19 protein-coding genes are annotated in these 20,656 nt (G+C 73.3%); 8 read left to right on the top strand and 11 right to left on the bottom strand.

What is annotated here, in order from left to right:
• Positions 1-441 precede the first annotated feature (441 nt).
• Entirely contained in the window at positions 442-801 is a 360-nt protein-coding gene (locus ABD352_RS29275) for a cupin domain-containing protein (protein ID WP_344615731.1), read from the top strand.
• A 379-nt stretch (positions 802-1,180) separates the two neighbouring features.
• Here ABD352_RS29275 and ABD352_RS29270 read toward each other — a convergent pair whose 3' ends face one another.
• Both ABD352_RS29270 and ABD352_RS29265 read right to left on the bottom strand, forming a co-directional pair.
• The gene (locus tag ABD352_RS29270; RefSeq protein WP_344615730.1) at positions 1,181-1,435 is read right to left on the bottom strand and encodes a hypothetical protein; all 255 of its coding nucleotides are present in this window, start codon (positions 1,433-1,435) and stop codon (positions 1,181-1,183) included.
• A 125-nt stretch (positions 1,436-1,560) separates the two neighbouring features.
• Positions 1,561-2,658 carry a M48 family metallopeptidase gene (locus ABD352_RS29265; RefSeq protein ID WP_344615729.1) on the bottom strand — a complete coding sequence of 366 codons (1,098 nt, stop codon included), beginning with the start codon at positions 2,656-2,658 and terminating at the stop codon, positions 1,561-1,563.
• Between the two features lie 120 nt (positions 2,659-2,778).
• Between ABD352_RS29265 and ABD352_RS29260 the strand changes: the two genes are divergently transcribed.
• From ABD352_RS29260 to ABD352_RS29250, 3 genes are all read left to right on the top strand, one after another.
• Complete coding sequence (locus ABD352_RS29260; protein ID WP_344615728.1) at positions 2,779-3,963, top strand: MFS transporter; 1,185 nt, start codon at positions 2,779-2,781, stop codon at positions 3,961-3,963.
• 123 nt (positions 3,964-4,086) lie between these two features.
• Positions 4,087-6,120, top strand: coding sequence for an NAD(+) synthase (locus ABD352_RS29255; protein WP_344615727.1), 2,034 nt, complete (start codon positions 4,087-4,089; stop codon positions 6,118-6,120).
• A gap of 17 nt (positions 6,121-6,137) precedes the next feature.
• Positions 6,138-6,557, top strand: a complete 420-nt coding sequence (locus ABD352_RS29250; protein WP_344615726.1) for an HIT family protein — start codon at positions 6,138-6,140, stop codon at positions 6,555-6,557.
• Positions 6,558-6,601: 44 nt separating this feature from the next.
• On the opposite strand, the gene ABD352_RS29245 is transcribed toward ABD352_RS29250, so the two are convergent.
• Together ABD352_RS29245 and ABD352_RS29240 are read right to left on the bottom strand one after the other, a co-directional pair.
• On the bottom strand, positions 6,602-7,498 hold the full coding sequence (locus ABD352_RS29245; RefSeq protein ID WP_344615725.1) for a HEAT repeat domain-containing protein: 897 nt from the start codon (positions 7,496-7,498) through the stop codon (positions 6,602-6,604).
• Positions 7,499-7,541: 43 nt separating this feature from the next.
• Positions 7,542-8,069 carry a GNAT family N-acetyltransferase gene (locus ABD352_RS29240; protein ID WP_344615724.1) on the bottom strand — a complete coding sequence of 176 codons (528 nt, stop codon included), beginning with the start codon at positions 8,067-8,069 and terminating at the stop codon, positions 7,542-7,544.
• A 139-nt stretch (positions 8,070-8,208) separates the two neighbouring features.
• Here ABD352_RS29240 and ABD352_RS29235 point away from each other — a divergent pair, with 139 nt between their 5' ends.
• Positions 8,209-10,011, top strand: coding sequence for a hypothetical protein (locus ABD352_RS29235; RefSeq protein ID WP_344615723.1), 1,803 nt, complete (start codon positions 8,209-8,211; stop codon positions 10,009-10,011).
• Between the two features lie 174 nt (positions 10,012-10,185).
• Here ABD352_RS29235 and ABD352_RS29230 read toward each other — a convergent pair whose 3' ends face one another.
• The 6 genes from ABD352_RS29230 to ABD352_RS29205 all read right to left on the bottom strand — a co-directional run bounded on the left by ABD352_RS29230 (position 10,186) and on the right by ABD352_RS29205 (position 18,069).
• Complete coding sequence (locus ABD352_RS29230; protein ID WP_344615722.1) at positions 10,186-11,568, bottom strand: hypothetical protein; 1,383 nt, start codon at positions 11,566-11,568, stop codon at positions 10,186-10,188.
• A gap of 15 nt (positions 11,569-11,583) precedes the next feature.
• The gene (locus tag ABD352_RS29225; protein ID WP_344615721.1) at positions 11,584-12,795 is read right to left on the bottom strand and encodes an OmpA family protein; all 1,212 of its coding nucleotides are present in this window, start codon (positions 12,793-12,795) and stop codon (positions 11,584-11,586) included.
• Positions 12,792-13,688 (bottom strand): hypothetical protein, encoded by an 897-nt coding sequence (locus ABD352_RS29220; RefSeq protein WP_344615720.1) that lies wholly within the window; start codon positions 13,686-13,688, stop codon positions 12,792-12,794. The genes ABD352_RS29225 and ABD352_RS29220 overlap by 4 nt, the downstream gene beginning before the upstream one ends.
• Positions 13,685-16,036, bottom strand: a complete 2,352-nt coding sequence (locus tag ABD352_RS29215) for a hypothetical protein (protein ID WP_344615719.1) — start codon at positions 16,034-16,036, stop codon at positions 13,685-13,687. The genes ABD352_RS29220 and ABD352_RS29215 overlap by 4 nt, the downstream gene beginning before the upstream one ends.
• Entirely contained in the window at positions 16,036-16,611 is a 576-nt protein-coding gene (locus ABD352_RS29210; protein WP_344615718.1) for a toll/interleukin-1 receptor domain-containing protein, read from the bottom strand. Before ABD352_RS29210 ends, ABD352_RS29215 begins: the two co-directional genes overlap by 1 nt.
• A 165-nt stretch (positions 16,612-16,776) precedes the next feature.
• Complete coding sequence (locus ABD352_RS29205) at positions 16,777-18,069, bottom strand: helix-turn-helix domain-containing protein (RefSeq protein WP_344615717.1); 1,293 nt, start codon at positions 18,067-18,069, stop codon at positions 16,777-16,779.
• Between the two features lie 247 nt (positions 18,070-18,316).
• On the opposite strand from ABD352_RS29205, the gene ABD352_RS29200 reads away from it, so the two are divergent.
• The 3 genes from ABD352_RS29200 to ABD352_RS29190 all read left to right on the top strand — a co-directional run bounded on the left by ABD352_RS29200 (position 18,317) and on the right by ABD352_RS29190 (position 20,091).
• On the top strand, positions 18,317-18,547 hold the full coding sequence (locus ABD352_RS29200) for a hypothetical protein (RefSeq protein WP_344615716.1): 231 nt from the start codon (positions 18,317-18,319) through the stop codon (positions 18,545-18,547).
• 17 nt (positions 18,548-18,564) lie between these two features.
• On the top strand, positions 18,565-19,224 hold the full coding sequence (locus ABD352_RS29195) for a hypothetical protein (RefSeq protein WP_344615715.1): 660 nt from the start codon (positions 18,565-18,567) through the stop codon (positions 19,222-19,224).
• Positions 19,225-19,395: 171 nt separating this feature from the next.
• A complete protein-coding gene (locus ABD352_RS29190; RefSeq protein WP_344615714.1) occupies positions 19,396-20,091 on the top strand; it encodes a PP2C family protein-serine/threonine phosphatase in 696 nt (231 codons plus the stop codon).
• Positions 20,092-20,227: 136 nt separating this feature from the next.
• Here ABD352_RS29190 and ABD352_RS29185 read toward each other — a convergent pair whose 3' ends face one another.
• Positions 20,228-20,650 (bottom strand): GntR family transcriptional regulator, encoded by a 423-nt coding sequence (locus ABD352_RS29185; RefSeq protein WP_344615713.1) that lies wholly within the window; start codon positions 20,648-20,650, stop codon positions 20,228-20,230.
• Between the last annotated feature and the right edge of the window lie 6 nt (positions 20,651-20,656).

Raw genomic sequence — 20,656 nt, 5'->3', positions numbered from 1 at the left:
CTTCAGTTATCGATCACCGCCACGCCGCGGCCTCAACCGGGCGACCGCCTTTTGAAACACGCCTTAGAACCGTTGTGACCAACAAGATCGGCGATCTGCTCCAAGGTCAGCCAAGTGCGGATGGGATCGAGACGAAGCTGTGCCGCAGCTCGCGCGGCGTCCAGTCGTCCCAGTCGAGCCCGGACGTCTTGGCCATCCGGCGGAATGCCGTCGGACGTTCGCCGCATCCACCGGGACCTGACCTGCGCCCTGGCGGGGGTCGCCCCAGAGGCGCGCAGCAAGATCAGTGGGGGGCTGAGACCACTCCAGCCCGGTTGAGCGGTCTGCCCGGCCCGCGCGGACGCGATCCGCAGTCGGCCGGTGACGAAGACTTGGCACCCCTGCCTGACTAGGCGTTACGGTCCGAAAGAGGGGCTCGATGGTAACCAGGGGGTGGTTGTCGTGAGAGTCGAGGTAAAGACCTTCGACAAGCCGGACGAGACGCGGCCCTTCGAGGGCAAGGGGTACGCCGACATGGTGACCGTGGCCGGCAAGACGGTGGAGTGTGGGCACTTCGAACCGGGCTGGCGCTGGTCGAACAACGTCAAGCCCATCGCGGGCACGGAGTCCTGTGAGTTTTCGCATCTGATGTACGTGCTCCAGGGGCGCCTGCGCATCCACATGAACGATGGCAGCGAGCAGGAGCTCACGCCTGGCGAGTTGGCGGCGATCCTGCCCGGCCACGACGCCGAGGTGGTCGGCGACGAGGAGTGTGTGGCCCTGGACTTCGGCGAGATCGCCGAGTACGCGCAGCGCAAGTAGGGGGTTGATCGCGCAGGTCGCCCCGGTTTGCGGGTCGGCCAGTCACACCGTGCCATCCCCCGGAGCAAGCGCGCCCAGCGTCTCCGAACATCGATGATCACCCCATGCTCCAGCCGTCTCGGTGGGGGCAATCAGGGGGTCACCGCTGTGAACAGCCACGTACGCTGGCGAACGCTCGCGGACCTAGAACCGTTGCGGCACCACGGGTTTCAGCAGGTCTGGTGTGAACGCGTATCGCCCACCATCGAGGGGCGAGCCTGCTCAAGCGGCTCCCCCCTCGGCGGTGGATTCCTCCACTCGCTTCGCATCAGCGCCTCGTTACCGACGTCCACGTGCGTCGCACGCTTGATACTGCGCAACTCAACACTGAACGAGATCATTACCGACGCATCGCGAGGGCCTGCTGCCGGTTCATGCCGAGCTTCAGCGAGCCGAACCCGTTCGGGCCGAGTACGACGGACAAGTCCTTCGTGGGCGAGGTGGTGGTCGCAGGGCTGGTCGGGGCGGCGGTGGGAGACGCGGGGGCGCCGGCCGGGGCCGCAACGCCGCTCTGGTGCTGGGGCGTGGTGCAGGCGGCCAGCAGTAGGCCGGCGGCGAGGACGGCGGTGGCGGCGGTAAGGGACTTGGCGTTCATGGTGGACTCCTTCAGGGTCGTCATCGGTTTCGTAGGTTCGATGCGCCCCGCCGGAGGTTTGTTCGCCCGGGGACGTGTCGTTCAGACGACACATGATTCACCCGGGCATCGGCGAGCGGCGGCGATCAGCCGGTGCGCAGGTCGCGGACCACTCGCCGGTAGATCGGCTCCAGCTCTGCGTCGGTGGCCGAGGTGTCCAGGTCCAGCGCCGGGTCGCCGGCCGCGTCCGCCAGCAGTGCCGCGCGCCGGGTCAGCGACGGCGGGTATGCCGCCGGGTCGTCGTCCACAGGGGACGGCTGCGCGGCCCGGATCTGCGCGACAAGCGCCGGCCAGGCCGCCACAACCGGGCCGACCGGGCCGCGGCGCAGTGCCGCCGCGTCCGCGCCCGCGTGGTCGCCGGCCCGGGCGTCGCGGCGCAGCACGGTGGCGATCGACGGGGCCAGGGCCCGGATCGCGAGCACGTCGCGGACGGCCGCGGAGCCGGCCAGCCCCGCCCCGGCGGCGTCGGCGGCGTGCAGGGCGCGCACCGCGGCGGGGCGCTGCAGCGCGACGTACGCCCGGCGCAGCAGCCCAACCGCGCCTCGTACCACCCAGACCACCGGAAACAGCAGCAGCTCCGCGACCCACACCAGAGACTGGTTCCCGGTCATCTGGCTGCCCATCCGGGTCGAACTGGCCGCCACGATCGCCGGGTCCTGCAGGGCGCGCAGCGACTCGTCCCGCTGCGGCTCCAGCAGCGCCTCCAGCTCGCCGAGGCTGCGGTCCACCCATCCGGTGACCGGTGCGCGGCCCGGGTCGCCGGTGCCGTTGCGGGCCAGCTCCATGGCGAGCAGGGCGATGCGCTGGCGGCCGTCGAGGACGGCCCACAGCGGGGCGCCGATCCTGAGGTACCGGCGCCGGAAAACGCCGTCGAAGCCGCTGGCGGCGTCCAGGCGGTCATCGACCGCCACCACCCGCGGGCGCGGGAGGCCGAGCGCGGCGCTGACCCGGCCGGCCAGGTCGTGCAGCGCGGGCGCCTCGGCCCGGGACAGCCGGGTGGCCTCGCGTGGCAGCGCCGGCGGGCGGGGCAGCGTCAGGGCGCCGAGCGCCAGCAGCACCACGCCCGGCAGCAGCCCGACGCTCGGGAAGTGCCGAGCGCACAGCCAGACGCCCAGCGCAAGGCAGCTGAGCGAGGCGAGCTGCACCGCGGCCGCGACGACGAACGTGAGGCACCGCCTCATCATGCTGCAGAGGTTATCGCCGTCGATGCATGCCTGCACTCCCAGGTCGCACCGCGGATCCCATGGCCGCAGCCGCACAGCGGGATGGTGCCGGCCCTCTGAGGCTGTGTGATCCTTCCTCGCGTGCATCTGTGGACGGGGAACTTCACGCGGTACTTCATCGCCCGGGCGGTTTCGGTGTTCGGGGACGCGATGCTCGTCGTCGCCTCGGCGCTGGCGGTCGGGCGGGTGTACGGGGCGACCGGGGTCGGGCTGGTGCTCGCCGCCTGGACGGTGCCGTTCCTCTGCTGCATCCTCTTCGGCGGGGTGTTCGCCGACCGGGTGGGGGCGCGGCCGCTGATGCTCGGGGCCGACCTGGTCCGGGTGGTCGCGCAGGGCATCCTGGCCGTGGCGTTCTTCGCCGGTACGCCGGGACTGTGGCTCCTGCTCGTCTGTTCCGCGGTCAGCGGCTGCGCGGCGGCGATGTTCCAGCCCGGGGTCAACGGCATCGTGCCGCTGGTGGCCGAGGACCGGCATCGGGCCAACGCGGTCATCAAGGTGGCCGGCAGCGTGGCGCAGCTGCTCGGGCCGGCCACCGCCGGGGTGGTGTTCGGGCTGGCCGGGGCCGGGCCCGTGTACGCGGTGGACGCGGCCACCTTCGCGGTGAGCGCGGTCTGCCTGGCGGGGCTGCGGCTGGGGCGGGTCAGCGCCGGTGACTCGTCGCCGCTGCGTGACCTGGTCGAGGGCTGGCGCGGGTTCCGGGAGCGGACGTGGATCTGGAGCGTGATTTTGGTCTGGGTGGTGTACGGCATCACGCTCTTCGGCCCGCTCGTCCCGCTCGGCGCCGTGCTGATCAGCGGGCGGCTGGGCCCCCTGGCGTACGGCTGGACGGAATCGGCGCTGGGGGTCGGCACCGTGGTCGGCGGGCTCGCCGCGCTGCGGGTCCGGCCGGCCCGGCCGCTCGTCGCCGGGGCGGTCGCGATGTTCGGCTACGGGCTGCTGCCGCTGGCGATCGCCCTGCACGCCGGGCTGCCGGCGCTGCTCGGCGCGGCCGCGGTGAACGGTGCGGCCTGGGCGTTCTGGTCGGTGATGTGGCAGACCAGCGTGCAGACCCACGTGCCGCCCGGGATGCTCAACCGGATCACCTCCTACGAGGTCTTCGGCTCCGACGGCAGCCTCCCGCTCGGCCAGGCCCTCGCCGGGCCCGTCGCCGGGCTGGTCGGCGCGGAGCGGGTGCTGGGGACCTCGGCCGCGGTGAGCGCGCTCGGCTGCGTGACGTTGCTGATCATCCCGGCCGTGCGCCATCTGCGAGCAGCCGCCGAGTCGTGAGGATGCGAGCAGCCGCCGAGTCGTGAGGATGCGAGCAGCCGCCGAGTCGTGAGGATGCGGGTGTGGCGCACGGCGCGCCCGATGTCGGATCCCAGGCCCGCGGCGGGCGTGCAGAATTGACCGGTGAACTTCCGGTCGATCTACGCTCACGGGTTCGTGCGGGTGGCTGCCTGCACCGGGCGGACCGCCATCGCCGACCCGCCCGCCAACGCCGAAGCGGTGCTGACGCAGGCGCGGGAGTGCTCCGACGAGGGCGTGGCCCTGGCGGTGTTCCCGGAGCTGGGGCTGTGCGGGTACAGCATCGAGGACCTTCTGCTGCAGGACGCGGTGCTCGACGGGGTCGAGGACGCGCTCGCGACCGTCGTGGCCGGGTCGTCCGAGCTGCTGACGGTGCTGGTCGTGGGGGCGCCGCTGCGGCACCGCGGCCGGGTGTACAACTGCGCGGTCGTGGTGCATCGCGGGCGGGTCCTGGGGGTGGCGCCCAAGTCGTACCTGCCGAACTACCGCGAGTTCTACGAGGCGCGGCAGCTCACCGCGGGCGACGAGATCCGCGGCGGGACGATCCGGGTCGGGGGCGCCGACGTGCCCTTCGGCACCGATCTGCTCTTCGCGGCCGAGGATTTCCCGGATCTGGTACTGCACGTCGAGATCTGCGAGGACATGTGGGTGCCCGTCCCGCCGAGCGCGGAGGCGGCCCTCGCGGGCGCGACGATCCTGGCGAACCTCTCCGGCAGCCCGATCACGGTCGGGCGGGCCGAGGACCGGCGGCTGCTGTGCCGGTCCGCGTCGTCGCGGTGCCTGGCCGCCTACGTGTACTCGGCGGCCGGCCTCGGCGAGTCCACGACCGACCTGTCGTGGGACGGCCAGACCATGATCTACGAGAACGGCTCGCTGCTGGCCGAGACCGAGCGGTTCCCGGACGGGCCGCGGCGCTCGGTGGCCGACGTCGACCTGGACCTGCTGCGCCAGGAGCGGCAGCGGATGGGCACGTTCGACGACAACCGGCGCACCCACGCGGCGCGCACCGGGGACTTCCGCCGGGTGGCGTTCACGCTCGACGCGCCCGACGGCGACCTCGGGCTGCGGCGGGTGGTCGAGCGGTTCCCGTTCGTGCCGGCCGACGTGGAGCGGCTCGCGCTGGACTGCTACGAGGCGTACAACATCCAGGTCGCCGGGCTCAGCCAGCGCCTGGCCGCGATCGGCGAGCCCAAGATCGTCATCGGCGTGTCCGGCGGCCTCGACTCCACCCAGGCCCTCATCGTGGCGGCGCGCGCGATGGACCGGGCCGGGCGGCCGCGCACCGACATCCTGGCGTACACGATGCCGGGGTTCGCCACGTCCAGCGGTACCAAGGAGAACGCCCACGCCCTCATGCGGGCCCTCGGCGTCAGCGTGCACGAGCTGGACATCACCCCGACCGCGCGGCTCATGCTGGCCGAGCTGGACCACCCGTTCGCCAAGGGCGAGCCCGTCTACGACGTGACGTTCGAGAACGTGCAGGCCGGGCTGCGCTACGACTACCTGTTCCGGATCGCCAACCACCGCGGCGGCATCGTGCTCGGCACCGGGGACCTCTCGGAGCTGGCGCTGGGCTGGTCGACGTACGGCGTCGGCGACCACATGAGCCACTACAACGTCAACGGCGGCGTGCCGAAGACCCTGATCCAGCACCTGATCCGCTGGGTCGCGGCCACCGGCGAGTTCGACGAGGAGGTCGTCAAGATCCTCCTTGCCATCCTCGACCAGGAGATCTCGCCCGAGCTGGTGCCGGGGGAGGAGCTGCAGTCCTCGGAGTCGAAGGTCGGCCCCTACGCGCTGCAGGACTTCACGCTGTTCCATGTGCTGCGCTACGGCATGCGCCCCTCGAAGATCGCGTTCCTGGCCTGGCACGCCTGGCGCGACGCCGCCGCCGGCGCGTGGCCGGCCCACTTCCCCGAGGCCAAGCGGGTCGCCTACGACCTGCCGCAGATCCGCCACTGGCTCGAGGTGTTCTGCCGGCGGTACTTCGGCTTCGCCCAGTTCAAGCGCTCCGCCCTGCCCAACGGCCCGAAGGTCTCGGCCGGCGGCTCCCTCTCCCCGCGCGGCGACTGGCGCGCACCCTCGGACGGCAACGCCAACGCCTGGCTGCGCGAGCTGGAACGGTGGGACATGTCATGAGCTGCTACACCTGCGATATGAACGCCCGCTCCGGCGACCTCCCGCCCCGCGAGGAGGTCGCGTCCGACCCGTACTGGCGCGTGGCGCACGTCTTCGACACCGCGCTGCCGGGCTGGCTGGTCCTCATGCCACGCCGGCACGTCACCACCGTCGCCGACCTCACCGACGAGGAGGCCGCGGGCCTGGGCACCTGGCTGACCCGCCTGTCCCGGGCGCTGCGCGACGTGACCGGCTGCGCAAAAACCTACCTCGCCCAGTTCGCGGAGAAGGAGGGGTTCGCGCACGTGCACTTCCACGTGGTGCCGCGCATGCCCGACCTCGCGGCGCCCCTGCTCGGGCCGGGCATCTTCGGCCTGCTCGGCGTCTCGGAGGAGCACGCCGTCCCGGAGCCGGAGCGCGACTCCCTCGCGCTGGCGTTGCGAGCCGCGCTGAGCTGACCCGACAAGCCGGCCGCAAGCGATCGGGGCGTGCGGCCGGGCTGCTAGCCCAGTCCGAGGCGTTGGAGGGCCAGGGCGACGTACCCGCGCTGCGCCCGCTGACGCCAGCCGGGAGGGAACTCCGGCAGTTCCTCGTGTTCCTTGGCGTGGATGAGGATGGAGAGGGCGCGGTCGGGCAGGCGCTCACCGGTGCTGTACGCCAGGGTGACCGCGGCCGTGATCCGAACCATGAACGAGCCGTGATCGAGCAGGGATGTCATCCGCTCGACCGTGGCGGCGCTGGGCACGCCGAGATGCGCGAGGGCGAGGTTGGCGCTGGCCCGCACGGCGTCGTCCCGGTCCGCGGAAAGCAGCGCCGCCATGGTGGGTCCGGCCGCGGGGAACCAGGCCAGCAACTCCGCCGCCGGTGCCGCGACCTCGGGATCGTCGTCGGCCAGCCAGCGACGGTACGCCTCGACGTGCGCGGCGGCGGCCCAGTAGGCGTCTGCGTCCCACTTCTCGGCGCACGCGTCAGCGACGTCGACCCAGTCGTCGTCGAACTGGTCCTCGAGGTAGTACACCCGCTCGATGACCATGGCTTCCTGCTCCTCAGTCACCGTCTGGCCACCGAAGCGGGCGAAGGCGGTGTCCGGGTCGAACGGCAGGTCGCCGTCATCCCGTGGGCCGAGACCCACGTGCCGCAACAACGCCATCAGGTCACCCCGGTCGGCCGTCGCGGGATCGTCGACCAGCCAGGCGAGGAAGGGCACCACGTGGGCGCTGACCTGCCAGCGCGTGCCCTGGTGGACGACGGCATCCGACAGCTTGTGCAGTGCCTCGCGGCGCACGCCGCTGTCCGGCGAGCGGAGCGCTTCGATCTGGCCGGGCAGGTCTTCCGCCGACCGGTAGGTGCCGTGCAACGAGGCCCAGGCAACGCGGTCGAGACCGGGGATGACGTCCACGCACGGATTATCGCCATGACCGGCGCCGGGCGGCCCGGGCGGTCTACGCGCTCGGCGAGGGGGTCAGCTCGGCGCGCAGCAGCGAGTAGAGGTACACCGACCGCCACCGCCCCTCGCGGAACTGCGCCGCGCGGATCAGCCCTTCCCGGCTGAACCCGGCCTTCTCCAGCGCCCGCTGCTCGGCCACGTTCTCGACGTCGGTGTGGGCCTCCACCCGCTCGACCGCGGTGGTGCCGAAGAGGTACTCGGCGAGGAGGCGCTGGGCCCGGGTGCCGTGGCCCTGCCCGCGGTGCTCGGGAAGCAGCGAGGCGCCGATGTTCCAGCAGCTCCAGGACGGGATCCCGTAGGTGGCCCGGCCCCAGGTCACGGTGCCGGCGACCGCCTCCGGCAGCTGCACCAGCAGGCAGCCGCCGTCCGGGCCGATCAGCCGGTTCTCCTCGAAGCGGCGCAGGGTGCCGGCGATGTCGCGGTAGCCGGACCAGTTGAACGCGCCGCCGGCCTCCGGCTCGTCGGCCTGCCGTTGCAGCAGCCACAGGTCCGCCGCCGTCACCGGTCGCAGGGTCACGCCCATCGCAGCAGCGTACCGGCCGCTACACCGGGGCCGCCCGGTTGGTTCGCCATGTGGCGGATGTGTCGAGAACCCGTCGCGGGCCGGGCCGAGGGCGTGCCGATCGACCATGATTGGCGCGGGCAGAGGTTGGAGAACGGCAATGTCGTCCGGTTCCGACACCCGGCTGGGCGTCGAGACTGACATCGAACCGGTCGCCGCGGGCACGCGCGCGCTGCACGTGGACGGCGACCTGCACAACGCACGGAGGTACTTCGACGCCGCGTGGGCGCGCGCCGAGGCCGAGGGGGACGTCCCCGCCATGGCCGAGGCGGCGCTGGGCTACGCGGGCGTCTGGGTGCACGAGCACCGCACCGGCGCGGCCGCGGCCGTGCTCGAGCAGCGGCTGCAGCGCGTGCGCGCGCTGGTCGACCCCGACGGCGCGCTCGCCGTGCGGGTCCGGGCGCGGCTGGCCGCCGAGCGCGACTACCGCGAGGGCCGGGCCGACGCCGTCCTGGCCGCCCTGGAGGAGGCGCGGGCGCTGGGCGACCCGATCGCGCACGCCGAGGCGCTGAGCCTGGCCCACCATTGCCTGCTCGGCCCCGAGCAGCGCGGGCTGCGCCGGGAGATCGCCGTGGAGCTGCTCGGGGTCAGCTCCCGCACCGGCCGCCGCGGCGACCTGCTCATGGGCCTGATGTGGTGGACGTCCGACCTGCTGCTGGACGGGGATCGGCACGCCGAGCGCCGCCTGGCCGAGCTGCGCGGCCTGCTGCAGGTGCACGAACACCTCGCGATCGGGTACGTGACCGCCGCCATCGAGGTCATGGGCGAGATCCGGGCCGGGCGCTTCGCCGAGGCCGAGCGGCTGGCCGAGCGTTGCTCGGAGCTGGGCGTGCGGGCCGGTGACGCCGACGCCACGGGCTGGTACGGCGGGCACCTGGTCGCCATCCGCTGGTACCAGGGCCGGCTGCGGGAGCTGCGCCCGATGCTGGACCAGCTGGTGCACTCGCCGGCGCTCTCCGACGTGGACAACGCCTACTTCGCCGTGCACGCCGTCGCCGCGGCCGAGGCGGGCGACCTGCGCACGGCCGCCGGGGCCCTGGCCCGGCTGCGCGGCCGGTCGCTCAAGGAGCTGCCGCACTCCGGCAGCTGGCTGGTCACCATGCACGGCATCGTCGAGGCGGCGCGCATCCTCGGCGACGCCGACCTGGCCGCCGAGGCCTACGAGCTGCTGCGCCCGCACGCCGAGCTGCCGGCCATGGTCAGCCTCGGCATCGCCTGCTTCGGCTCGGTGCACCACGCCCTGGGCGTCGCCGCGGCCACCTTCGGCCGCCGGGACCTCGCCGAGGAGCACCTCACCCGGGCCGTCGAGCGCAACCGGGCGCTCGGGCACTGGCCGGCCGCCGAGGAGTCCCGCCGGGCGCTGGAGCGGCTCGCGCCGGCGGAGCCGGAGCGGGCCTCGTGCGTGCGGGAGCGCCAGCACTGGCGGCTGGAGTGGGGCGGCCGCCCGGTGCTGGTCGAGAACAGCGTCGGCATGCTGCACCTGGCCGTGCTGCTGGCCAACGCCGGCACCGAGATCCCGGCCGTCGAGCTGGCGATGGGGGTCACGGGACTGGCGCAGGCGGCCGGCTCGCGCACGTCGCCGCAGGCCGTGCTCGACCAGGAGGCGATGCGGCGGTACCGCAACCGCGTCGCCGAGCTGCGCCGCGAGATCGAGTCCACCTCGGACCGCCGCCGCGCGGCCGCCGAGCGCGAGACGGAGGCGTTGCTGGCCGAGCTGGCCGGCAGCGTCGGCATCGGCGGGCGCAGCCGGCGGTTCGCCGACAACGCCGAGCGGGCCCGGGTCGCGGTCGGCAAGGCGATCCGCCGCGCCATCGCGAAGGTCGAGGAGTCCGACCCCCGCCTGGGCCGGCACCTGCGGGAGACGGTCCACACCGGCCGGCAGTGCTCCTACCGGCCGGTGTGACCTACCGGCCCGGCAGTGCTCCTACCGGCCCGGCAGTGCTCCTACCGGCCCGGCAGTGCTCCTACCGGCCCGGCAGTGCTCCTACCGGCCCGGCAGTGCTCCTACCGGCCCGGCAGTGCTCCTACCGGCCGGTGTGAGCTACCGGCCGGCGGCGCTCCTGCCGGCCGGTGTGAGCTACCGCTGCGCCGGGATTCTCGGCGTCCCGGTCGCCTGCTGCCACTGCGGCGCCGCGCGGCTGCCCCGGTCGACGACGACCGCGAACTGCGCGTGCAGCTGCGCGACCTCGCCGTTGAGTCGCTCCTCGAGCCGGCCGTGGGAGTACCGCTGGGCGACGTCGCGCGCGTCGCGCAGGACGGCCAGGTTGAGGTCGGGCAGCTGCGGCTCATCGTCGTCGGGCTCCGTGGCCAGCCGCTCGTCGTCCCGCGGCCAGCGCAGGCGGACCAGCGGCAGCGGGAGCCGGCCGCCCACCCCGTTGCGGCCGCGGTCCTCGAGGATCGCGGCGCACCCCTCCTCGAACACCTCGCGGGCCCGGCCCTTGGCGCCGGAGATCGCCGACTGCAGCGCGTTCCAGGCCTTGCCGTGCTCGCCGAGAGCCTCCCGGGCCGCGTCGATGTCCCGCTCGCTCCGCGTCCGCGCTCGCTCGACGCCCCGGGCCACCGCGTCCGCGCGGTCGGCGAAAGGGTTGTGCGACTGCACCTTCACGCCGATGGCCGAGACGCTGAGCAGCAGCAGGATCACCACGAAGGCCCAGCGGTAGTCGGCCAGGTCGTCGAAGGCCGCGCCGGCCGTGGTGGCCCGCACGTACGCGGCCACGCCGAGCAGGCCGACGGTGGACGCCGCCGCCAGCACCGGGAACGTCAGGCGCGGCCAGGGCAGGTCGGCCACGTGCCGCTCGAGCGGCTCGGGCCGCCACTCCCAGAAGATGCGGCGCAGCAGGATGACCGGGTTGAGCGCGGGCAGGAGCCGGCGCCGGGTGACCCTGGCCCGCCGGCGGAACAGATGCTCGGCCAGCTTGTCGCCGGCCAGCAGCAGGCACAGCGCCATGCCCACGGCCGGCAGGTAGGCGAGGTAGGCGAACAGGCTGCCGTCCGGCAGGTCGAGGATGCGCTGCACGAGGCTGCCGACGAACTGGCCGTCGAAGACCGACGCGATGGCGAGCACCGCCCAAACCAGCCACTTGGGGATGGACCGGCGCCGCAGGTCCTCGGGCCCGTCGTCGGCGTGGTCCGAGACCATCTGCTCGCGCTGGCGGCACGCCTCGGCCGCGCTGCCGACGGCGCGGAAGGTCGCGACCCGGTCGATCGCCGCGGCCGCCTCCTGGAACCGGTTGATCACCAGGTCGCAGGCCAGCCGGATGCCGGGCAACGCCTCGCGCAGCGACGCGTTGCCGGTGTTGAAGGCGCGCAGCAGCGCCGCCGCCTCGAGGTCGTCGACGCTCTGCGTGACCTGCGTGGGCGAGCCGATCCGGATCGGCACCGGCCCGGCGTCGCGCGAGCAGGGGACCGGCCCGGACCAGCGGCCGGTCCGCGCGCCGTTGTTGGAGCTCAACTCCGCCATGAAGACTCCCTCAGCTCACGTGGCGACGATGTCGACGCGCCGGAAGCACTGCAGCTTCTCGTCGTCGCCGGCCCCGGCCGGCACCTCGATCGGGAACGGGCAGGACTGGGTCACGCCCAGCCCGCGCGGCGTCACGCCGGGCACCTTGTTGCGCTGCAGCGCGGCGGCGACGGCCTCGGCCCGCCGTTGCGACAGGTCCTGGTTGTGCCCGGCCGAGCCCCGCGGGTCGGCGTAACCGAACACCTCGACCTTGAGGTTGGGCCGGTCGCGGATCTCCACGGAGATCTGCAGGATCAGGTCCATGGCGCTGGCCCGCAGCGTGGTCTGGTCCGTGTCGAACTGCGCCGCGGAGATCGAGTAGACCGAGCGCGAGGGGTCGAACGGCACCGACGGGTCCTCGACGGACTTGCTCGGCGGCGTGCCGTCGCCGGTGCCGGCGCTCGTCACCGACGTCGTGCTCACCGTGCACCGCCCGCCGGCCCCGGTGCAGACCTTCTGCCACAGCTGGCTGAGCCAGGCGACCTGCTCGGTGGTCGGGACCGGCTGCTGCGCGGCCGGCTTGCCGATGCCGACGAACTCCACCGTGACGCCATCCAGGGTGCCGGGCTTGAGGTCACCGCCGGCGCACTCCCGCGCGATGGCGTCGATCTCCTGGGCGTTGGCGAAGTTCGCGTGGACCAGGTTGGCGCAGCCGGTGTTGGCCAGCCCGTCTGTGGCCACGACGAGGTGCTTGGCCCCCTTGCCGTCGCGCAGCCAGCCGGCCGCGAGGCTGATCGCCTTGGCGATGTCGCTGCCCTTGGCCAGCGGCGGGCTCGCGGCGGCGGTGGCCAGGTCGGCGCCGATGCAGCCGCCGGCCTCCTTCTCCCGGCTCTGCTGGTTGACGGTGTTCTTGACGCCCTCTTGCCAGTCGGTGGAGCGGTCCTTGGCCGTCCACGCGAGGTCGGCCGTGGTACCGCTGAAGGGCGCGATTGAGATCGTGTCGCGGCGGTGCACGGCGTCGTCGGCCATCGGCCGCAGCGCGTCGGCGTAGTCCGGCGACTGGGCCGCGGGGCCGCCCGCCCGCGTCGAGTTCGTGGTGTCCAGCAGCACGGCGGTCCGTCCCGCCCCGTCCTGACGCTGGCTCATCCAGCCGCACTTGGCCTGCTGGCGCGGCGCCTCGCAGGCCGCCACCCCCGCCGTGCACAGCAGGAGCGCGAGCAGCGCCGCCGCCGTACGCCCGGCGCTCACAGCTGGGCCTCCAGCGCCTCGGTGTCAGCCGGGCCGGCCTCGCCGAAGTCGGCCAGGTTCCACTGCCCGATGTCGACGCCCATCTGCCGGCAGAAGGTCTGCAGCGCCTTGTCGTAGGCGTTGGCGAACTCGAACAGGCCCAGCCGCTCGTGGTCGCCCACGGCCCGCCGCAGCACCCCGACGAGGTCGTTGTAGCGCCGCTCGCGGTCGCGGGCCAGCGCCTGGGTCACCTTCGAGAACCGGTCGTCGACCATGCTGGCCGCGAAGAGCAGCAGGAACTGCCGCTCGTCCTTGCCCAGGTCGGCGAACTGCTCGAGCTGCTGGAGGCCGCGCAGCCAGGCCTCGGTGCGCTCGCGGATGAAGTGGTCCCGCAGCGTGTTGCTGAGGTGCTCCTCCTCGATCTTGATCCGGCGCAGCTCCAGCGGGGCCTTCTCCTCCCGCAGCTTCGGGTCGAGGAAGACCCGGACCGTGGGCACGCACTGGACCATGCCGTTGTCGTCGCCGAAGCACATGCCCTGGCGCATCTCGCGGTCGGCGTTCATCGTGGTCTCCGCCGACGCGGGGTGCAGCGGCTCGAGGGTCCGGGCCAGCCGCCAGATCGTCTTGAGGAACGAGTTGACCGCCGTGTCGTGGTAGATGCCGGCGAGCTCCTCCAGCCGGGCGTACTCCAGCTGCTTGCCCGCCGGGTTGCGCCAGCTCAGGTGCAGGATGACGTGGAAGTCGAACACGTCACCGGCGGCCGGCACGATGAACGGCGTCGGGATCGGCCGCGGCTCGAACGTCCCGGTCGGGCGCAACGGCTCCTTCGGCGCCTCCTCGGGGGGCTCGTCGAGCGTCTCCGGCTCCGGCCCGGTGCCCTTGAACCAGTCCACGATCCGTCGGAAGAAGCTCATGGTGTCGGTGCCTCCGTAGTGGTCTTCAAGCGGTGGAACAGCGCCTCGATCAGCCCGGCCTTGGGGTTGCGCTTGCGCCAGATGGTGAGGTTGAACAGCGCCCGCTGTGCGAGCGCGCCCCGGAACACGTCCAGCGCCATGGCCTCGACGAACGCGGCCAGCTCCGGGTCGCGGTCGGCCAGCAGCAGCCACTGCAGCATCGGCGTCCAGGCGCGGCGGGAGGTCATGGGGCCGGTGAGCGCCCGGCGCCACAGCGCCACGAGGGCGTCGCGGTACTCGTGGTTGCCGGCCGCGATCTCGGGGAGCGCGGGCCACCCCTCCAGGCCCGCGCTCCCGGCATAGCGAGCGAGGATGACCAGCACCCGGACCGCATGCTGGCGCAGGTGCTGGTTCTCGCTCGAGATCCACTCGGAGATCTCCCGCATGACGAGGTCGCCGCCGCCGTTGAGGAACAGCCAGCCCATGGCCACCGAGACCGCGTTGCTGGTCGCGAGGCCGGGCCGGCCGCCGAGCCGGGCGATCATCCTGATCGCGTGGCGGACGTCGGCCGTGCCGATGTCGAGCCCATAGGTGCGCGCGGCGGCGTCCTGCAGCTGCGGGTCGGAGCTGCCGGCCCAGACGTCGACCTGCCCGTGCACCCGCTCGGCGAGGCCCTTCGCGCGGTACGCCTGGTCCATGGCGGCCGCCGCCGAGAAGCGGTACTGCACCTGCCAGCCCGCCCAGACCCGGATCACGGTGGCGTACACCTCGGCGAAGTCGAACGCCGCGAGTAGCCCGACGATCTGCCCGGCGCGCACCCGGACCTGCGCGATCGGGCTCCCGCCGAGCACCTGCAGCCACAGCATGATGGGCCGGCGCAGCGTGTCGTAGTCGTGCCAGGCGACCTCCAGCAGCGAGCCCAGCAGGCGTACGTCGGACAGCTGCGCCGTGCGTGGGGCGCCGTCGGCGGCGACCTCGGCCGGCTGCGGCGCGACCATGCGCTGGTCGATGAGCGTGTCCAGGCTGGCGTCGAAGATCAGGTGGGCCGGGGCCGACTCCCGCACCTCGTACAGCGGCATGATCTTCTGGCTCAGCAGCTCGGCCGCCTGGAACACGTACGACAGCGGCAGGCCGTGGAAGACCGCGTAGGAGATCCGGAACGCCTGCTGGTGCGGCACCAGCTGCGGCTTGGCCGGATCGCTCGGCGGGGCCTGCAGCAGCTCCTTCGCCAGGCTGCGCAGGGCGTCGTCCCAGGCCGGGTCGACGTCGTCCAGCGGCTTGCCGCTGTGCACCACGTCCGGCCGGGTCAGCGGCGCCACCAGCAGCCGCACGACGTCGGAGACCGACCTGGTCAGCAGCAGCCGGGCGCGCACGGCGGGGTCGTCCGCCACCCGCCGGCGGTACCGCAGCTGGCTCGCCTCGTCGCACCCCGCCCGGCAGCCGGCCCGGTGCCGGCGCAGCCGGACCTCCAGGTGCCGGTCGAGGACCTCGGCCCCGTCCGGGCGCTGCACGGTGAACGGGCCCGGCTCCTGCGGCCCGTCGACGATGACGAGGAAGGCGCCGCTGTCCGCGGCCCGCTGGCGCAGCGCCTCGACGCTGTTGGCGCGCATCGGCCGGCCGGCGCGCTCGATCAGGAACCCCTGCCCGGGCTTCAGCGTCACCTCGTCGTAGAGGACGGCGAAGATGTTCTCGTCGTCGACCTCGAGGGTGCCGATCCGGGCGGGGTCGCAGCCGGCCCCCGCCAGCAGGTACAGGCCGGTCGTCGTCCGCCCGCTGCCGGGCGCCCCGCCGAGGACGACCAGGTGACGGCCGCGAAGCTCGGCGAGCATGTCGCCGACCCGGTCGACGGGGACGTACGTCTCGATCTCCCGCGCGACGAAGTCGGCGCCGAAGGTCGCCTTCTGCACCGTGACCTGGCGGCCGCCGATCGAGATGTACTCGTTGTACTGGTGCTCGTAGTAGTTGTTCTGCGAGTGGTCGCCCTGGCCGACGGCGCCGCGGTGGACGTGCGCCTCGTTCAGGGTCTCCCGGCCGGCGGCGACGGCCCGCATCTCCTCGGGCATGTTGTCGTACCGGCCGCCGCCGTCCTCGGCCGAGCCCGGTCCGCCCTCGGGCTGCTTGCCCTCGATGCCCCCGATGCTCTGCCGGGAGCTGAGCGAGGCGACCGAGTCCAGCGCCGACTTGGCGGGCTCCGGCTTCGCGGCCTCGGCCGCCTCCGGGCCCTCGGCCGGCTTCTCCGCCCCGACGCCGAGGTCGACACCGAGGTTGACGGCGAGTTCGGCGTCGAGTTCGGCGCCGTCGTCCCCGGCGTCGACCTCGTCCGGCGGTAACGGCTCGGGCGACTCCTCGGTCTCCTCCTGTTCGTCCATCAGGTGCCGTTCTCGTAGTACGTGCCGATGCCGTGGTCGCCCTGGATCAGCACGCCGCGCCCGAGCGTGGCCGTCCGGGCGCCGTGCGAACCGGCGGGCTCCGGCCGGGCGGGCCGGGGGATGTGCTCGGACAGCACGGCCACGAGCTCGGGCAGGTCCAGCTTCAGGTCTCGGGAGCGCAGGCTCATCGCCGCGCGGTTCCTGAGCTCGGCGATCTCGCTCGGCAGATCCGCCGCCTTGGGCAGCGGGGTGCCGTCCAGCAACAGCGGAATGATCGTGATGTCGCGCCGCAGCGACGTCTCGATCTCGTACCGGACGTAGTCCTTCTCCTGGTCGATGAGCCGCTCCCCGAGCGGGTTGCGCAGGATGAGCCAGTTCGGGCCGATGAGGACGAGCAACACGGTGCAGTCGCGCAGGCGGCGGTCCAGCTCCGGGGGAAATGCAGCCCCCGGCGGGAGGTCGGTCGAGTCCAGGAAGATCTTTTCCTCGCCGAATTCCCGGCGCAGCTCCCGATTGAGATGCGCCGCGCTCTGGTGGCCGTCGCCGGTGCGGTAATTGATGAATACGCCGGACATTCCGGTGGCCTTTCACGCAAGAAGTGAGGCCCCAGCGTGGCATCGGCGACGGCCGGAAATCAATGGTTGCCCATGGCCCCTTCGGGCGGACAACGGGATACGGCGAGACCGGTCGGAATTGGCTTTCGGCCGACCCCATTCCGGCTATCACCATACGTGGCAAATTCAGGGATGCAGGGCCATCGCCAATTCGGGCATGATTCGGACGACGGCGGGGTCGCCGTGCCATCGCCGGAGGGTCTGGTTGAGCCGCCGAAGGTCGCTGCGCACGGTGGCCGAATCGACGAACCGGACGACCTCGACCACCGGCCCGAGCACCGCGCAGGCGGCCTCGAGCTCGCGCTGCTCGGCCAGCGCCAGGGCGAGCCGGGCGCCGTAGCGGGCCCGGACCCGGTGCGCGTGTGCGGGGATGTGCTCGAACTCCCGGCCCAGGATCTCGGCCGACTCCCGGGGCCGCGCCAGGTCGAGCAGGCACCAGCCGCGCACGAACGCGGCCGGGTCACGCATGGTCGCGCTGCCCAGCACCGGCAGCGCCGCCGCGGGCGCCGGGTCGGCCTCCTGCGCCTGCTCGGCGGCCCGGTCCAGCAGGCGCAGGCACTCGAGCTCGTCGCCGGCCAGCCCGTGCCCCTGGGCCAGCCGCTGCAGGGCCATCGCACGCACCCGTGGCGTGGTGGCGGCGGCCAGCGCGGCCTCGGCGGCCCGCACGGTGCCGAGCGGGTCGTCCTCGTACAGCGCCACCTCCGCGGCCCGGATCAGCATGTAGGTGCCGAGCTCCCCGTCGCCGGCCTCGCGGGCCATATCGCCGGCCAGCCCGTTCCACCAGGCGCAGGCCCGCGGGTCGCCGCTCTCCTGGGCCATCCAGCCCGCGTACTCCGCGAACCGGGCGCCGACGCGCAGCAGCCCCGGCCGGTCGGCCTCGCGGGCGAGGCCCGCCTGGGTCCGCAGCGAGTGCACGACCGCGGCCACGATCTTCAGGACGTCGGCCGGCCGCCCGGACTGCCCGAGCCGGCGCACGTCGTGCAGCAGCTGGACGTAGGCGGCGACCCCGTCGCCCAGCACCGGCCCGGTCGGCGCGGCCCGCGGCCGGGGCCAGCCCATCGCCACCGTGGCCGCCGTCGAGGTCAGCAGCGCGCGCCGGCTGATCGCCTGGAAGCCACCGGCGCCGTCGTCCTGCATCTGGATCGTCCAGTCCCCGCCCGCGTCCGTCGCGCCGGCCTCGGCGCGCGGCGGGTGGTGGACCGGGACCAGCCCGGCGAGTGCCCCGCCCGCGCCGAGGAGATTGTCGAGCCGCCGCGCGAGGGCGACATTCGGCGGCTTCGCCCCGGATTCGATCTTGCTCAGATATCCCTTGCTGTACTTCGACAGGTCGGCGAGCGCCTCCAGCGAAAGGTCGCGATCCCGCCGCCACCGCTTCAACTCGGTCCCGAATTGTTGCCCGTGCGCGTCTTCGGGCGCCATGCCGCACCACCGGGTTTCCGTCGCTCAACCGGACAGGGAATGAGGCAACGGTAGCCCGGCGGCGCAAATGCAAAATAGATGCCGATCAAGTCGGAGTGGGTAGTCTGCGGCCGTTGCGCACCGATTCGCCGGGGCGGGCGGTCCAAGATCACGCAGGAAACGGCCGGTTTGGGCGTTTCGCTCAAGTTCCCGACCGGCCGGCCGATGTGCCCGATGTGAGGGATGGGGCGGCTGGGCGGCCGGGGTCGTGGAGACCCCGGCCCCGCTCGTGCTGCCCGACGGCCGGGCCGCGGTGCGCGAGGAGTGGCGCGGCGGCGGCGACGGCGCCGAGGGCGTGGGGTTTGATCTCGGTTTTGGTGATCCCGGGGGTGCGGGCCAGGCCGGCCATGTCGATCTCGTTGTCGAAGTGGCCGGGGCCGGCGCGGGCGGGCTGTCGGCCATCGAAGATCCCAGCGGTTTGATAATCTCAGCGGTTTGAGGGAGCAAGCCACGACCATGCCCGACCATCGAGCGGACCAGTCCGCCGGCGCCGCCGGTGGACCGGTGACGCTGACGTTCGCGGAGCTGGAGTTCGTCCTGCGCTCCGCGGCCGAGCGCGGGGTCGACGTCGACAGCGTGCGCCGCCGCCTCAACTTCCAGCCCGGCGTCTCGACCGGCATCGTCGTCGCCTCCGGCATCGCCTCGCTACTCGCCCGCGACCTGTGCCGGCTGGAGGGGGACCGGCTGGTGCCCGGCGAGTTCGTGCAGTGCGCGATCGCCGCCCTGGCGACCCGGCACACCAGCACCGAGGCGGCCGGGTGGATGGACGAGCGCCCGGTCGTCGTGCACCTCTTCAGCGGGGTGACCGGTCGGCTGGCCGTGTACCCGGGCTCCTACGGGCTGTTCGCGGTGGAGCTGATCGACGCCGCCGAGCCGCTGTCCGCCCCGGTGCTGCGCTTCCTGGACCTGTGCACGTCGGGCCGCGGCGCGGCGACGGTGCTGGTGCGCACCCAGGCCGGCGAGGCGGACGAGGCCGGCGTGGCGGTGGCCCGCAGCGCCGCCGGGGCCTGGTTCGTCTCCGACTCGCTGGAGCGCCCCGACCCGGGCCCTCCGCTCGGCCGCGAGGCCGTGGTGGCCCGGCTGCTGAGCCTCCTCGCACAACCGGTGGGCGTCTGATGGCCGCACACATGACCGGTTGGACGGTGGTGTCCGCTCGGATCACCGGGTCTGATCTGATGGTGGCTGGCTTCGGGCGGGCGACGGGCCGATGATTGCGGTTTCTGACGGTGGCCGGTCGGGGTATGGCAGGCCCGGACGGTTGGCTGGGGCGATGGCGGTGGAGGACTGATGGCGAACATCCGCGCCGGTGCGGCGAGCGACGTCGGCAAGGTGCGGCGCCGCAATGAGGACAGCGCGCTGGCCGGACGGAACGTCTTCGCCGTCGCCGACGGCATGGGCGGCCACGCGGCCGGCGACGTGGCCAGCCGGATCGCGGTCGAGGCCCTGCAGCGCCTCGACGACGCGGCCGGCGCGAACGGCGTCGGCCCCCTGGACGTGCGCGACGCGATCGTGCAGGCCAACGCCGACATCCTCGGCGCCGCCGCGGCCGACCCCACGCAGGGCGGCATGGGCACCACCGCCGCGGGCCTGACCCTCGGCGTCGTGGACGGCGACGAGTGCTGGATCGTGTTCAACGTCGGCGACTCCCGGGTGTACCGCTGCGCCGAGGGCGGCCTCGAACAGCTCACGGTCGACCACGTGGCCCCCGAGGCGGTCACCATGCGCCGGGGAGTGATCACCCGGGCACTGGGCACCGACCCGGGCCCGCGGCCCGACCTGTGGGTGCGCACGGCGGTGCCCGGCGAGCGCTACCTGGTCTGCTCCGACGGCCTTTCGCTCGAGCTCACCGACGACGAGATCGCCACCGTGCTCGTCTCGATCCCGGACCCGGTCGAGGCAGCCGACGAGCTGGTCCGGCGCGCGGTCCTGGCCGGCGGCCGCGACAACGTGACCGTCGTGGTGGTCGACTACCGCCTGGACTGACCCGTATCGGCGGCCTTTCGCGCGATAAGTCGGGCGCTGGCGCGCCACGACTTATCGGACTTATACCCCGGCGGGCGGAAGGCCGGTCAGGTGGGGGAATGTCGTTTCTTGCGGATCAGGTCTTGCGGATCAGGCGTCAGGTGCGCTGGCGGGGCCAGCGCATGCCGGTCTCCGCGGCCGGGTGGACCTCCTCGACGTCGCCGAGGACGACCACCAGCACCGGCACGCCGTCGGGAAGGCCGAGCTCCTCGCGCTCGCGCGGCGTGGGCATCCGGGCCCGCACCACCGCCTGCGCCGGGACGTCCACGACCGTCGGTGGCGCGTCCGCCGCGCCGGTGACGGGCCGGCGCTCGACCGGGCCGACCCGCACGACGTTGTCGCGGCCGAGCAGGAGCAGTCCCTCGCGGCGCAGCACGCGCAGCGCCTTGAGGGCGGTGTCCCGCCCGGTGCCGTGATCGCGGGCCAGCCGCTCGGCACTCGGCACCGCCTCCCCGGGCGCCAGCGCGCCGGAGGTGATCCGCTCGCGCAGTGCGTCCGCGACATCCAGGTAGCGCACCATTCGCTC

Origin of the sequence: Dactylosporangium salmoneum (genome assembly GCF_039532525.1) — a bacterium.
Classification (GTDB): Bacteria; Actinomycetota; Actinomycetes; order Mycobacteriales; family Micromonosporaceae; genus Dactylosporangium; species Dactylosporangium salmoneum.
The sequence above is the reverse complement of the archived record's forward strand: the minus strand, read 5'-3'. Positions and strand labels throughout refer to the sequence as shown.

Excerpts from the sequence above, each read along its gene's own strand:
- ABD352_RS29270 (WP_344615730.1), bottom strand. The coding sequence starts at position 1,435 with ATGAACGCCAAGTCCCTTACCGCCGCCACCGCCGTCCTCGCCGCCGGC.
- ABD352_RS29265 (WP_344615729.1), bottom strand. The coding sequence starts at position 2,658 with ATGATGAGGCGGTGCCTCACGTTCGTCGTCGCGGCCGCGGTGCAGCTC.
- ABD352_RS29250 (WP_344615726.1), top strand. The coding sequence starts at position 6,138 with ATGAACGCCCGCTCCGGCGACCTCCCGCCCCGCGAGGAGGTCGCGTCC.
- ABD352_RS29240 (WP_344615724.1), bottom strand. The coding sequence starts at position 8,069 with ATGGGCGTGACCCTGCGACCGGTGACGGCGGCGGACCTGTGGCTGCTG.
- ABD352_RS29235 (WP_344615723.1), top strand. The coding sequence starts at position 8,209 with ATGTCGTCCGGTTCCGACACCCGGCTGGGCGTCGAGACTGACATCGAA.
- ABD352_RS29230 (WP_344615722.1), bottom strand. The coding sequence starts at position 11,568 with ATGGCGGAGTTGAGCTCCAACAACGGCGCGCGGACCGGCCGCTGGTCC.
- ABD352_RS29220 (WP_344615720.1), bottom strand. The coding sequence starts at position 13,688 with ATGAGCTTCTTCCGACGGATCGTGGACTGGTTCAAGGGCACCGGGCCG.
- ABD352_RS29215 (WP_344615719.1), bottom strand. The coding sequence starts at position 16,036 with ATGGACGAACAGGAGGAGACCGAGGAGTCGCCCGAGCCGTTACCGCCG.
- ABD352_RS29210 (WP_344615718.1), bottom strand. The coding sequence starts at position 16,611 with ATGTCCGGCGTATTCATCAATTACCGCACCGGCGACGGCCACCAGAGC.
- ABD352_RS29205 (WP_344615717.1), bottom strand. The coding sequence starts at position 18,069 with ATGGCGCCCGAAGACGCGCACGGGCAACAATTCGGGACCGAGTTGAAG.
- ABD352_RS29195 (WP_344615715.1), top strand. The coding sequence starts at position 18,565 with ATGCCCGACCATCGAGCGGACCAGTCCGCCGGCGCCGCCGGTGGACCG.
- ABD352_RS29190 (WP_344615714.1), top strand. The coding sequence starts at position 19,396 with ATGGCGAACATCCGCGCCGGTGCGGCGAGCGACGTCGGCAAGGTGCGG.
- ABD352_RS29185 (WP_344615713.1), bottom strand. The coding sequence starts at position 20,650 with ATGGTGCGCTACCTGGATGTCGCGGACGCACTGCGCGAGCGGATCACC.